Source organism: Amycolatopsis sp. NPDC051371 (assembly GCF_040682155.1).
Taxonomy (GTDB): Bacteria; Actinomycetota; Actinomycetes; order Mycobacteriales; family Pseudonocardiaceae; genus Amycolatopsis.
Genome location: NZ_JBFBAG010000046.1, coordinates 39,842 through 54,977 on the forward strand (window position 1 = coordinate 39,842; position 15,136 = coordinate 54,977).

Here is a 15,136-nt window from a genome sequence, read left to right on the forward strand (position 1 = left end):
GTGAACGAAGAGAAGCTCCGGGACTACCTGAAGTGGGTTACGACCGACCTCGCCGAGACCCGGCAACGCCTCCAGGACCTGGAGGCGGGGGAGAAGGAGCCGATCGCGATCGTCGCGATGGGCTGCCGGTTCCCCGGCGGCGTGACCTCCCCGGAGGAGCTTTGGGACCTCGTCGACGGCGGGACCGACGCGATGTCGGCGTTCCCGGCCGACCGCGGCTGGAACATCACCGGCGGCGACTACGCGCGCACCGGCGGATTCATCGACACCGCCACGACGTTCGATCCGGCGTTCTTCGGAATCAGCCCGCGTGAGGCACTGGCCACCGACCCGCAGCAGAGGCTCCTGCTCGAAGTGTCGTGGGAGGTCTTCGAACGAGCAGGGATCGACCCCGGCTCCCTGACCGGCACCTCCGCCGGGGTCTTCGTCGGCTCGACGCCGTCCGGGTACGGCCTGGGCAGCGAGACCGGCGAGGTCGCCGGGCACCTGCTCACCGGCAACGCGGGCAGCGTCCTGTCCGGCCGGCTCGCCTACAGCTACGGCCTGGAAGGGCCCGCCGTCACCGTCGACACGGCGTGCTCGTCCGCGCTGGTCGCGCTGCACCTCGCCTGCCAAGCCCTGCGCAAGCGGGAGTGCTCCCTCGCGCTGGCCGGCGGCGCGACGATCATGTCCACCCCGGCCGTCTTCCTGGAGTTCGCCCGCCAGGGCGGCCTCGCCGGCGACGGCCGCTGCAAGCCGTTCGCCGAAGCCGCCGACGGCACCGGCTGGGGCGAGGGCGTCGGCCTGCTGCTGCTCGAGCGCCTGTCCGACGCGCGGCGCCGCAACCACCCCGTGCTCGCCGTGGTCGAGGGCTCGGCCGTCAACTCCGACGGCGCGTCCAACGGCCTGACCGCGCCGAACGGCCCGTCGCAGCAGCGCGTGATCCGCGCGGCCCTGGCCGCCGCGGGACTTTCGCCCGGCGACGTCGACGTCGTCGAGGCGCACGGCACCGGCACCACGCTCGGCGACCCGATCGAAGCCCAGGCGCTGCTGGCCACCTACGGGCAGAACCGCCCGGCGGACCGGCCGCTGCGCGTCGGCGCGGTCAAGTCCAACATCGGGCACACCCAGGCCGCCTCCGGCGCGGCCGGCGTCATCAAGATGGTCCTCGCCCTGCGGCACGGGCACCTGCCGCACACCCTGCACCTGGACGAACCGTCGTCCCACGTGGACTGGGCCGCCGGGTCGGTCGAGCTGCTGGGCACGCCGATGCCGTGGCCGGAGCGCGCCGCGCCCCGCCGCGCCGGGGTGTCCGCGTTCGGCGTCAGCGGCACCAACGCGCACGTCTTGCTCTCCGAACCGCCCGCGGCCGAAGAGACCGAGGAAGTCCCGGCTTCGACCGGACCGTGGCCGTTCCTGGTCTCCGCGCGGGGTGCAGCGGCCCTGCGCGAGCAGGCCGCGACCCTTCGGCCCGTTGCGGAGGAAGAAAACCTGGCCGACCTCGCCTGGTCGCTGGGCACCGGCCGGGCGGCCTTGGACGATCGCGCGGTCGTCCTCGCCGTCGACCGTGACGAGCTGTTGCGTGGCCTCGACGCGCTCGCCGCGGACGGCGTCGCGCCGGGCCTGGTGCGCGGCTCGATCCGGCCGGGGAAGCTGGCGTTCCTGTTCACCGGCCAGGGTTCCCAGCGAGCCGGCATGGGTGGTGAGCTGCACGCGCGGTTCCCGGTCTACGCCGCCGCCTTCGACGAGGTGTGCGCGGCGTTCGACCGCCACCTCGACCGTCCACTGCGGACGGTGATCAACTCGGGTGAGCACCTCGACGAGACGGCGTACACCCAGCCCGCGCTGTTCGCGGTCGAAGTGGCGCTGTACCGGCTGGCCGAGTCCTGGGGCTACCAGCCGGACTACCTGCTGGGCCACTCCATCGGTGAGCTGGTCGCCGCGCATCTGGCCGGAGTTCTCTCGCTGGCCGACGCGTGCACGCTGGTCGCGGCCCGTGGCCGTCTCATGCAGGAGCTGCCCACCGGCGGGGCGATGGTCGCCGTCCAGGCGACCGAAAGCGAAATCGACCTGGTCGACGGGCTTTCGATCGCGGCCGTCAACGGGCCGTCGTCGATCGTGCTGTCCGGCGACGAGGACGTTGTCCTGACCGCCGCCGAGCACTTCGCCGGCCTCGGCCGCAAGACCAAGCGCCTCGACGTCTCGCACGCGTTCCACTCCGCCCGCATGGACGGGATGCTCGCCGAGTTCCGCGAGGTCCTGGACGGCCTCACCTTCCACCCGCCGCGGATCGCGGTGGTCTCCAACGTCACCGGCACGCTCGCCGATCAGCTGACCTCGCCTGAATACTGGGTTTCGCACGTCCGTGAGGCCGTTCGCTTCGCCGACGGTGTCGGCTGGTTGAGCGAGGCCGGGGTGACCGGCTTCTTCGAACTGGGGCCCGACGGCGCGTTGGCCGCGCTCGCCCCGGACTGCGTGCCGGCCGGCGTGGCCGTCGCCGCGCTCCTGCGCCGAGACCGGCCGGAGGTGCCGGCCGCGCTGACCGGCCTGGCCCGGATGCACGTGTCCGGCCACGGACCCGACTGGTCGGCCGTGCTGACCGGTCGTCAGGTCGACCTGCCCACGTACCGGTTCCAGCGTCAGCGCTACTGGCTGGAGCCCTCGGCGCCCCTCGAAACCGGCGACGACGCGTTCTGGTCCGCTGTGGACTCCGGGACCCTCGCCGAGGTGTTGGACCTGCCGGTCGACGCGGTCGGCGACCTGCTGCCCGCCCTGTCGGCCTACCGTGCCAAGCGCCAGGAGAAGTCCACTGTGGACGCCTGGCGGTACGGCATCGGCTGGACACCGGTGTCGACCCCGCCGAAGCCTCTCTCCGGCATCTGGCTGGCCGTCGTCCCGGAAGACTTCACGTCCCCGGTGCTCGACGCCCTGGTGAGCCGCGGGTTCGCTCCCGTCACGCTCGATCAGCTGCCCGAGTACTCCGATGTGGACGGTGTGCTTTCGCTACTGGCCTTGGCTGATGAAGCTACGGCTCTGCTGCGCACCATCGAGCTGGTCCGCACCGCGACCGCCCCCGTCTGGATCGCGACACGGGGCGCCGTCTCCACCGGGCAGTCCGACCCGCTGACCGTGCTGGACCAGGCTCCGCTGTGGGGCCTCGGCCGGGTCGCCGCGCTGGAGTACCCGCAGCGCTGGGGCGGTCTGGTCGACCTGCCCGAAACCCTCGACGACCGCGCCCTCGACCGGCTGACGGCCGTCCTGACCTCGGCCGAGGACCAGGTGGCGCTGCGCGCGTCCGGGGTCTTCGCCCGACGGCTGCAACGGATCACCGGCCCGGCCGCCGAGCCGTGGTCGCCCGCCGGGACCGTGCTGATCACCGGCGGCACCGGCGCGCTGGGCGCGGTCGTCGCACGCACGCTCGCGGAAGCCGGGGCGGAACACCTCGTCCTGGCCGGTCGCCGCGGTCTCGACGCCCCGGGCGCGACGGCGCTGCGGGACGAGCTGACCGCGCTCGGCACCCGGGTCACCGTCGCCGCCTGCGACGTCGCCGACCGTGACGCCCTGGCCGTACTTCTCCACGAACTGCCGGACCTCGACGCCGTCATCCACACCGCCGGCGTCCTCGACGACGCCGTGCTCGACGGCGTCACCGCGGAGCAGCTCGACACCGTCTTCCGGCCCAAACTCGCCGCCGCCCGGCACCTCGACGAGCTGACCCGCGACCGCCCCTTGTCCGCGTTCGTGCTGTTCTCGTCGTTCGCCGGCAGCCTCGGCGCGGTCGGGCAGGCCGCCTACGCCGCCGCCAACGCCGGGCTCGACGCGCTGGCCGAGCAGCGCCGCGCCGCCGGGCTGCCCGCCACCTCCGTGGCCTGGGGCCCGTGGGGCGGCAGCGGCATGGCGGCCGACGACCTGGTCGCCGACCGGATGCGCCGGGGTGGCGTGCCGCCGATGCCCCCGCGGCTGGCCGTCGCCGCCCTGCGCCGCGCGATCGGCGGCGGGGAAGCCAACCCCATCGTCGCCGACGTCGACTGGGCGAAGTTCGTGCCCGGCTTCACCACCACCCGTCCCAGCCCATTGCTCGGCGACCTGCCCGAGGCGCGGGACGCGATGCACGTCCCCGAGGAACAGCCTCTGGTCGCGCGGCTGGCCGCTCTGTCCACCGAGGACCGGCAGGCGCTTCTGCTCGACGTCGTCCGCACCCAAGCCGCCGCCGTGCTCGCCTACCCCGGGCCGGAGGCGGTCGAGCCCGAGCGGGCGTTCAAGGACCTCGGCGTCGACTCGCTGACCGCCGTCGAACTGCGCAACGGCCTCGGCACCGCGACCGGGCGCGCGTTGCCCGCGACGCTGGTGTTCGACTACCCGACCCCGGCCGCCGTCGCCACCTACCTGCGCGAAGAGCTGGCCGGGTCGGCCGCGACGCCGGTCGTCATCCGGCCCACCGCGCCCGTCGAGGACGAACCGCTCGCCATCGTCTCGATGGCCTGTCGCCTGCCCGGCGGCGTGCGATCACCCGAAGACCTGTGGGACATGCTCGCGGGCGGCCGCGATGCCGTCACCACGTTCCCCGAGGACCGCGGCTGGCCCCTGGCCGACCTGTACCGCCCGGACCGCGACCACGAGGGCACCAGCTACACGCGCCACGGCGGCTTCCTCGACGGCGTGGCCGACTTCGACGCCGGTTTCTTCGGGATCTCGCCGCGCGAGGCCCTCGCGATGGACCCGCAACAGCGGCTGCTGCTGGAGACGTCGTGGGAGACGTTCGAGCGCGCGGGCATCGACCCGCGGTCGCTGCGCGGCTCGCAGGTCGGTGTCTACATCGGAACCAACGGCCAGGACTACGCGGCGCTGCTGCGCGAAGCCGGTGAAGGCAGCTCGGAAGGCCACGCCGGGACCGGAAACGCCGGATCGGTCGTCTCCGGCCGGATCTCCTACGTGCTGGGCCTGGAGGGCCCCGCCGTCACGGTCGACACCGCGTGCTCGTCGTCGCTGGTCGCGCTGCACTGGGCCGCGCAGTCGCTGCGCTCGGGCGAATCCTCGATGGCGCTGGTCGGCGGCGTGACGGTGATGACGACGCCGGGCGCGTTCCTGGAGTTCAGCAAGCAGGGCGGCCTGGCCGAAGACGGCCGGTGCAAGGCGTTCGCCGACGGCGCGGACGGCACGGGCTGGGGCGAAGGCGTCGGCCTCATCCTCGTCGAGCGGCTGTCCGACGCCCGCCGCAACGGGCATCCAGTACTGGCCCTGGTCCGCGGCTCCGCGGTGAACCAGGATGGCGCGTCCAACGGGCTCACCGCCCCGAACGGCCCTTCGCAGCAGCGGGTGATCCGGGCGGCGCTGGCGAACGCAGGACTCGAACCGTCCGATGTGGACGCCGTCGAGGCGCACGGCACCGGCACGACGCTGGGTGACCCGATCGAGGCGCAGGCGCTACTGGCGACCTACGGCCGGGACCGCTCGCAGCCGTTGTGGCTGGGTTCGCTGAAGTCCAACATCGGGCACACGCAGGCGGCGGCGGGCGTCGCCGGGATCATCAAGATGGTCCTCTCGCTCGGTCACGGCCTGTTGCCGAAGACGCTGCACGTCGACCGGCCCTCGCGGCACATCGACTGGGACAGCGGCGCGGTGGCACTGCTGACCGAATCGCGAGACTGGCCCGAGCACGGCGGTCCCCGTCGTGCGGGCGTCTCCTCGTTCGGTGTCAGCGGCACGAACGCCCACGTCATCCTCGAGGGCGTGCCCGTTGCCGAAATGCCGCCTACCGAGGCCGGGCTCGTGCCGTGGGTCCTGTCCGGACGGTCCGAGGCCGCCCTGCAGGACGCTGCCCGGGACCTGCTGCGACTGGGGGACACTGACGTCACTGCTGTCGCTGCCGGTCTGGGTGCGCGCGCCGCGTTCGAGCACCGGGCCGTCGTGCTCGGCGCGGACTTCGCCGAGCTGGCGACCGGCCTGGAGGCCCTCGCGGCCGGCGGTCCGGCGGCGAACCTCGTCCGGGGCACGCAGAACGCCGGGAAGACGGCGTTCCTGTTCTCGGGCCAGGGTTCGCAGCGCGTCGGGATGGGTGCTGAGCTGTACGAGCGGTACCCGGTGTTCGCGGACGCGTTCGACGCGGTCTGCGCACTGGTGGACTCTTCGCTGGGCCGGCCGCTGCGGGAGGTCGTCTCCGGCGATGCGTCGGCGCTTGACGAGACCGGGTACACCCAGCCCGCCCTGTTCGCGATCGAGGTCGCGTTGTTCCGGCTGCTGGAGTCGTGGGGCGTCCGGCCGGACTACGTGGCCGGGCACTCGATCGGCGAGCTGGCCGCGGCGCACGTCGCCGGGGTGCTGTCCCTTGAGGACGCTTGCACGCTGGTGGCGGCCCGGGCCGGTCTGATGCAGGCGCTGCCCGCAGGTGGGGCGATGCTGGCCGTGGAGGCCACCGAGGACGAGGTCGCCGCCGTACTGGGTGACGGCGCGGGATTTGCGGCCATCAACGGTCCACAAGCGACGGTTGTATCCGGTGAGGTCGACGCGGTCGCCTTGATCGAGGAGCACTTCGCCACGCTGGGCCGGAAGGTCCGGCGGCTCACGGTGTCGCACGCGTTCCACTCCGCGCTGATGGACCCGATGCTGGACGCGTTCGCGGCCGTCGCCGACGGACTCACCTTCCACGCGCCGAAGATCCCGCTGGTGTCCACTGTGTCCGGCCGCCTGGCCGGGGACGAGATCCTGACGCCGGTGTACTGGGTGCGTCAGGTCCGCGAGCCGGTGCGGTTCGCCGACGCCGTCGCCGCGCTGAGCGGGCTGGGCGTCGCCGAGTCCGTCGAGCTGGGCCCGGCCGCGGTCCTCGCCGCGCTGGCGCAGGAGACCCTGCCCGCGACGGCGACGCTGCGCAAGGACCGGCCCGAGGAGCGGACGCTGCTCGCCGCGCTGGCCCACCTGCACGTCTCCGGCCGCGGCCCGGACTGGTCCACGGTGCTGCGCCCGGCGTCGTTCGTCGTGCTGCCCACCTACCCCTTCCAGCGCGAGCGCTACTGGCCGCGCGTCCCCGAAGCCGCTGCCCCGGTGCGCAGGGTTGACGGCGAGTTCTGGTCGGCGGTCGAAACCGCGGACCTGTCCGCGCTCGCCTCGACCCTGGACGTCGCCGAGGCCGAGCTGAGCGGTCTCGAAACCGCCCTGCCGCTGCTCGCCCGGTGGCACGGCGACCGCGTCGGAATGTCCACTGTGGATCAGTGGCGCTACGCCGTGAACTGGCGCCCGCTGACCGGAAAGGTCGAGGGAACGTCCGGAACCTGGTTGTTGGTGCTCCCCGAGCACGGCGTCGAGCCGGACCTCCTCGAAGCGCTGACCGCGGGCCTCGACTGCGTCCCGGTGCACGTCGCCGACCTGCCGGTCGATGGTGACTACGCGGGCGTCCTGTCGCTGCTCGCCCTCGACGAGCGGCCCGCGCCGGACGCCCCGGAGATCACGATCGGCCTTGCCGCGACCCTGAAACTCGTGCAGGCGCTCGGCGACGCAGCGCCGCTGTGGTGCGCCACTTCGGGCGCCGTCTCGGTCGGCCGCGCGGACGCGGTCCGCAGCGCGGCCCAGGCGGCGCTGTGGGGCTTCGGCCGCACCGCCGCCGTCGAACACCCCGACCGCTGGGGCGGGCTGATCGACCTCCCCGCCGTCGTCGACGACCGCGCGGTCACCCGGCTGGCGGGCGTCCTGGGCGGGACCGAGGACCAGGTCGCCGTCCGCGACTCCGCCGTCTTCGCCGCACGCCTCGAACGCGCCCCCGCTCGTGCCGGCGGGTCGTCGTGGCGGCCGCGGGGCACCGTGCTGATCACCGGCGGGACCGGGGCGCTCGGCGCCGAGGTCGCCCGCTGGCTGGCCCGCGACGGCGCCGAACACCTCGTCCTGACCAGCCGCCGCGGCCTCGACGCCGCCGGCGCACCGGAACTGCGAGATGAACTGTCCGCGCTCGGCGTCACTGTGACCGTTGCGGCCTGCGACGTCACCGACCGCGAAGCCGTCGCCGAATTGGTCGCGGGCATCGACGGGCTTCGGGCCGTCGTGCACGCCGCCGGAGTCGCCCAGTCCGCCCTTCTTGACGGGCTCGGCGTGGCCGAATTCGCCGGGTTCACCGCCGCGAAGCTCGCCGGTGCCGAGAACCTGGACGCCGTCCTCGGCGACCGTGAACTCGACGCGTTCGTGCTGTTCTCGTCCATCGCGGGCGTCTGGGGCAGCGGCGGCCAGAGCGCCTACGCGGCCGCGAACGCCTACCTCGACGGCCTCGCTCGCCGCCGCCGCGCGGCCGGACTGGCCGCGACGTCCGTGGCCTGGGGCCCCTGGGCCGGTGGCGGCATGCTCGCCGACGAGGGCGCGGAAGACCACCTGCGCCGTCGCGGCCTCCGGCCCCTCGCCCCCGAACTGGCGATCACCGCCTTGCGTCAGGCCCTCGACTCCGGCGACACCGCCGTCACCGTCGCCGACGTCGACTGGGCCCGGTTCGCGCCCGGGTTCACCTCGGTCCGCCCGAGCGCGCTGCTCGGCGACCTGCCCGAGGTCCGGGCCGCCCTGGACGTCCCCGTCGAGGAGACCCGGCGCCGGGAGCTGTCCGCCGGCGAGCTGCTGGACCTCGTCCAGCGCGAAGCCGCCGCTGCCCTCGGGCACGCCGACCCGGCGTCCGTCGCGGTGGACCGGCCGTTCCGCGACCTGGGCTTCGACTCGCTGACCGCCGTCGAGCTGCGCAACCGCCTGAGCGCGGTCACCGGGATGAAGCTGCCGTCGACGCTCGTCTTCGACCACCCGTCGGCCACCGTCCTCGCGGACTTCCTGGGCGCCGAGCTGTTCGGCACCGAAGCCGCCGTCGCCCCGGTTCACCGCGCGGAAGACGTCGACGAACCGATCGCGATCGTCGGCATGAGCTGCCGCTTGCCCGGCGGGATCACTTCGCCGGAAGAGCTGTGGCGGCTGCTGGCCGACGGCGGTGACGCCATTTCGGCCTGGCCCGAGGACCGCGGCTGGGACGTCGAGGACCTCTACGACCCCGACCCCGACGCCGAGGGCAAGAGCTACTCCCGCGACGGCGGCTTCCTGACCGGCGCCGGCGAGTTCGACGCCGCCTTCTTCGAGATGAGCCCCCGCGAGGCGCTGGCCACCGACCCGCAGCAGCGGCTCCTGCTCGAAAGTTCTTGGGAGGCCCTGGAACGCGCCGGGATCGACCCGCGGTCCCTGGCCGGCAGCGCGTCCGGCGTGTTCGTCGGCGCGGGTGTGTCGGGTTACGCCGCCGGCCTGCGCGAAGCCCCCGAAGGCCTCGGCGGTCACCTGCTCACCGGCAACGCCGGCAGTGTCCTTTCCGGACGGATCGCCTACCACCTCGGCGTCGAGGGCCCGGCCGTCACGCTGGACACCGCGTGCTCGTCCTCGCTGGTCGCGCTGCACCTCGCCGCCCGCTCCCTGCGCTCGGGCGAGTGCTCGCTCGCGCTGGCCGGCGGCGTTGCCGTGATGGCCAACCCCGGCGCGTTCGTCGAGTTCAGCCGCCAGCGCGGCCTAGCACCGGACGGCCGCTGCAAGGCGTTCGCCGACGGTGCCGACGGCACCGGCTGGTCCGAAGGCGTCGGCATGCTCGTGCTGGAAAGGCTGTCCGACGCCCAGCGGCTCGGGCACACCGTGCTCGCCGTAGTGCGCGGCTCTGCGGTCAACTCCGACGGCGCGTCCAACGGCCTGACCGCCCCGAACGGCCCGTCTCAGCAGCGGGTGATCCGGGCCGCGCTCGCCGACGCCGGTCTCGAACCGTCCGATGTGGACGCCGTCGAGGGGCACGGCACCGGCACCCGGCTCGGCGACCCGATCGAGGCGCACGCCCTGCTGGCCACTTACGGCCGTGACCGCGAGCACCCGCTGTGGCTCGGCTCGCTGAAGTCCAACCTCGGGCACACCCAGGCCGCGGCCGGGGTCGCCGGGGTGATCAAGATGGTGCTCTCCTTGCAGGGTGAGCTGCTGCCGAAGACCCTGCACGCCGCGCAGCCTTCGTCCGAAGTGGACTGGACGGCCGGGAGCGTCTCGCTGCTGACCGAGGCGATGCCTTGGCCGGCCGACGATCGTCCGCGCCGGGCCGGGGTTTCGGCGTTCGGCGTCAGCGGTACCAACGCGCACGTCATCATCGAAGAGGCCCCCGCGACCGACCCCGAACTGCCGCGCCCGCGCCGCACCGGGCTCGTCCCGCTGGCGCTGTCCGGCCGGTCGGAGGCGGCGCTGCGGGCGCAGGCCGCGCGGCTGCTCGACCACCCGGCCACCGACCCGGCCGACCTGGCCTGGTCGCTGGCGACGACCCGCTCGGCGTTCGAACACCGCGCCGTCGTGCTGGCCGGGGACGACGCCGAACTGCGGGCCGGGCTCGCGGCGCTGGCCGACGGGATCAAGTCCGCGGCGGTCGTGCGCGGGACGAGCGCGCCCGGCCGCACGGCGTTCCTGTTCACCGGCCAGGGCGCGCAACGGATCGGCATGGGCCGCGAGCTGTACCGCGAGTTCCCGGCGTTCGCGTCGGCGTTCGACGCGGTGTGCGCGCATTTCGACGTCGAGCTGGACCGGCCGCTGCGAGGCGTCATCGAGCACGGCGAGCTGCTGGACCGGACCGAATACACCCAGCCCGCGCTGTTCGCGGTCGAGGTGGCGCTGTACCGGCTCCTGGAGGACTGGGGCGTGGGTCCCGACTTCGTCGGCGGCCACTCCATCGGCGAACTGGCCGCCGCGCACGTCGCCGGTGTGCTCTCGCTCGAGGACGCGTGCACGCTCGTCGCGGCTCGGGCGCGCCTGATGCAGGCTCTGCCCGAGGGCGGGGCGATGGTGGCTGTCGCGGCCACCGAGGACGAGGTCACGCCGCTGCTGACCGACGGCGTGTCGCTGGCCGCGGTCAACGGGCCGTCGTCGGTCGTGCTGTCCGGCGACGAGGACGCCGTGCTGGCGGTCGCCGCGATGTTCGAGAAGACCCGCCGCCTGCGGGTGAGTCACGCGTTCCACTCGGCCCGGATGGACGGCATGCTCGCGGAGTTCCGCGAGGTCGCGGCGGGGCTGACCTACCACGAGCCGAGCGTGCCGGTGCTGTCGAACGTCACCGGCTCGTTCGCTTCGGCGGCCGAGCTGGGCGACCCGGAGTACTGGGTCCGGCAGGTCCGCGCGACGGTCCGGTTCACCGACGGCGTCCGCGCGCTGGCCGGACGCGGCGTGACCAGGTTCCTCGAGCTGGGTCCGGCGGGGGTGCTCTCCGCGATGGTCGCCGAGTGCTGGGACGGTGACGTGGTCGCCGTGCCGTTGCTGCGCGCCGACCGTCCCGAAGTCCGCACTCTGTTCACCGCGCTCGCCGAACTGCAGGTCGACGGCGGCGGCGTCGAGTGGGCTCAGGTACTGCGGGCGGGCACGCGCGTCGAGTTGCCCACCTACGCCTTCCAACGCGAGCGGTACTGGCTGGAGGTGCCGGACGTCGACGGCGACCCGGCATCGCTCGGCCAGGTCGGCGCTGAGCACGGCTTGTTGAGTGCGGCCGTGGAACTGGCGGGCGCGGACGGCGTCGTGCTGACCGGGCTTCTGTCGGTCGATGCTTCGCCGTGGCTGGCCGAACACCGCGTCGACGGCGAAATCCTGTTCCCCGGCGCGGGATTCGTGGAGCTGGCACTGCGCGCGGCCGACGAGGCCGGCTGCGACCAGGTCGAAGAGCTGGTCCTGGAAGCCCCGCTGGTCCTGCCCGAGCGCGGCGGCGTGCCGGTGCAGGTCCGCGTCGAGGCTCCGGAAGGCGCTCGGAGGGCGTTCGGTATCTACACCCGTGGCGACGGCTGGGTCCGGCATGCCAGCGGTTTTCTGGGGACCGGTCTGTCCACTTCGGATGCTTTGACGGAGTGGCCACCGGCGGAAGCGCTGCCGGTCGAGGACTTCTACGCCCAGCGCGCGGCCGCTGGGTTCGCCTACGGGCCGACGTTCCAGGGTCTGCGGGCGGCGTACCGCGCGGGCGACGACGTCTACGCCGAGGTGGCGCTGCCTACGGGGACTTCGGCCGACGGCTGGGGAGTGCACCCGGCACTGCTCGACGCGGCGTTGCACGCACTGGCCTTCGCCGACCTGCCGGACATGCTGCCGTTCTCGTGGTCGGGCGTCAGCCTGCACGCGACGGGCGCGACCGAGCTGCGGGTCCGCTTGCGCCGGACGGGAAGCGCCGTCCGGTTGACGCTGGCCGACTCGACGGGCCAGGTCGTCGCGACGGCCGACGCCGTCGTCCTGCGCCCGGCGACCCGCCGCGCGGCCACCACGCACCACCGCGTGGAGTGGGTCGTGAGTGAGAAACAGTGTTCTAACCCTGTTTCCCACTCACGACCGGCCGCGGGGGAGCACCTCGACCTCTCGCGTGCCGCCGTGCTCGGAGACGTGCTCGGCCTCGGGGAGCTGCCCACCTACCAGGAGTTCGCCGAACTGGCCGCCGCCGATGAGGTGCCCGAGGTGGTGTTCGCCTCCTGCCGGCCCGAGGACACCGATGACCTCACCTGGGCCGTCTGGGCTTCGGCGCAGCGGGCCTTGGCGCTGGTCAAGGCCTGGCTGGCCGACCCTCGGTTCGCCGGTTCGCGGCTCGTTTTCGTCACCCGCGGCGCGGTCGCCGTGCGCGATGGCGAAGTTCCCGACGTCGTGGAAGCCGCCGTCTGGGGTGCCGTGGAGCCGGTGCTGGCGCGGTACCCCGGCCGGTTCGCCCTCGTCGACGGGGCCCCCGTCGAGCCGGGCGCGGATCGGCTCGCGATCCGCGGTGACGTTGCTTATGAGCCACGGACCACCGCGGTCACGCCGGACGCCTGGAAACCCGAGGGGACCGTGCTGCTCACCGGGGCGTCCGGCGAGCTGGGCGCCGCCGTCGCACGGCACCTCGTCGAGGACCGGGGCGTCCAGCGGCTCGTCGTGCTCGGCGAGGCAACTCTGCCGGGCGCCGACGTCATCGCCTGCGACCCCGCCGACCGGCACGAACTGGCGCGAGCGCTCCGGGACGTCCCGGACGTGACCACGGCCGTCCACATCGGACTCGCCGAGGGCGCGGCCGACCTGCGCGACCGCGCCGACATCGCCCTCAACCTCGCCGAGCTGGACGTCCACCTCGTGGTGCTGACCGCCGCCGGCGGCGAGGGCCTGGTCGCGGCGCAGACCGCGGTGCTCGAAGCCGTCGCGCACAGTGCGCTCGCTTGCCGTCCCGGTGAGACGTTCGACCTGCTGGGTACGAGGGGCGCGCTCCGCGTCGTCGAGCACACCCCGGCGAAGGCCAAGACCCGCCGCGTGGTCACCCAGGTGGCCGACGCGGGCAACGCGCTGCACCAGAAGCTCGCCCGGCTGCCCGAAACCGACCGGCACCGGGCGCTGCTCGACATCGTCCGGACCGAGGCCGCGCTGGTGCTCGGGCACGCCGGGCCGGAGGCGGTCGGCGCCGACCGCGCGTTCAAGGAACTGGGCGTCGATTCGCTGACGGCCGTCCAGCTGCGCAACGGCCTGAACACCGCGACGGGCCTGCGGCTGCCCGCGACCTCGGTCTTCGACCATCCGACGCCCATCGCCCTCGCGAAGGCGTTGCACGCGGAGCTGTTCGGCGAGGAAGACGTCGCCGAAGAGGCCGTCACGCGGGTCGACGAGCCGATCGCGATCGTCGGCATGGCCTGCCGCTACCCCGGCGGCATCGCCGACCCCGACGACCTCTGGCGGCTGGTCGCCGAGGGCGGCGACGCGATTTCGCCGTTCCCCACCGACCGCGGCTGGGACCTCGAGGCGCTCTACGACACCGATCCCGACGCGCCCGGCACCTGCTACGCCCGCGAGGGCGGCTTCTTGCACGACGCGAGCGCGTTCGACCCCGGCTTCTTCGGGATCAGCCCGCGCGAGGCCGTCGCGATGGACCCGCAGCACCGCCTGCTCCTGGAGGTGTCCTGGGAGTCCCTCGAACGCGCCGGCATCGACCCGGCCACGCTGCGCGGCAGCCGCACCGGCGTGTTCGCCGGCGTCACCTACCAGGACTACGGCGGCCTGCTCGGCGCCGCGACCGACAGCTTCGAGGGCTTCCTCGGCACCGGCAACTCGCCGAGTGTGCTCTCCGGCCGCGTCGCCTACACCTTCGGCCTGGAGGGGCCCGCCGTCTCGATCGACACCGCGTGCTCGTCGTCGCTGGTGGCGATCCACTGGGCGTGCCAGTCCCTGCGGGACAGCGACTGCACCCTCGCCCTCGCCGGCGGCGTGACCGTCATGTCCACCCCGGTGTCGCTGGTCGAGTTCAGCCGCCAGCGCGCGCTGGCCGCGGACGGACGCAGCAAGCCCTTCTCGGCCGACGCCGACGGCGCGAGCTGGGCCGAGGGCGCCGGGATGCTGCTGCTGGAAAGGCTTTCCGACGCCGAGCGCAACGGCCACCGCGTCCTCGCGGTGATCAAGGGCTCCGCGATCAACTCCGACGGCGCGTCCAACGGCCTCACCGCCCCGAACGGACCGTCGCAGCAGCGGGTGATCCGGCGGGCGCTGGCCAACGCGCGGCTGACACCGTCCGATGTGGACGTCGTCGAGGCGCACGGCACCGGCACCAAGCTGGGCGACCCGATCGAGGCGCAGGCCATCATCGCCACCTACGGCCGCGAGCGGCCCGCGGACCGGCCGGTGTACCTGGGGTCGTTCAAGTCCAACGTCGGGCACGCGCAGGCGGCCTCCGGCGTCGGCGGCGTGATCAAGATGGTCCAGGCCATCCGGCACGGGCTGCTGCCGAAGACGCTGCACGCCGAGGTCCCGTCGCCGCACGTCGACTGGGACGCGGGCGACGTCAGCCTGCTCACCGAGACTCGCCCGTGGCCCGAGGGCACGCGCCGCGCGGGCGTGTCCTCGTTCGGAATGAGCGGGACGAACGCGCACCTGATCCTGGAGCAGGTTCCGGAGCGCCCCAATGTGGCCTTGGTTGCGTTGAACGCACCGAAGGCCGCCTTGGGTGCGTTGAACGCACCGAAGGCCACATTGGGGCGCTCGGGGCCGGTGCCGCTGCTGCTGTCCGGGCGGAGCGCCGAGGCGCTGCGGAGTCAGGCTGAGCAGCTGGCCAGCGTCTTGGCCACCGAGGATGTCGCCGATGTCGCGTGGTCGCTGGGGGCCACGCGGTCGGCGTTCGAGCACCGGGCCGTCGTTGTCGGGGCCGACCGGGATGCGCTCCTGA

At 73.7% G+C, this 15,136-nt stretch carries 1 protein-coding gene (only partly in view); it reads left to right on the top strand.

Annotation, left to right across the window (positions count from 1 at the left end; translation table 11 throughout):
• Window positions 1-15,136, top strand: partial view of a type I polyketide synthase gene (locus tag AB0M59_RS41100; RefSeq protein WP_364626720.1) — the 5' portion only. It continues 9,197 nt past the right edge of the window; the window shows 15,136 of its 24,333 coding nt (coding positions 1-15,136); the start codon lies at window positions 1-3; its stop codon lies beyond the right edge, outside the window.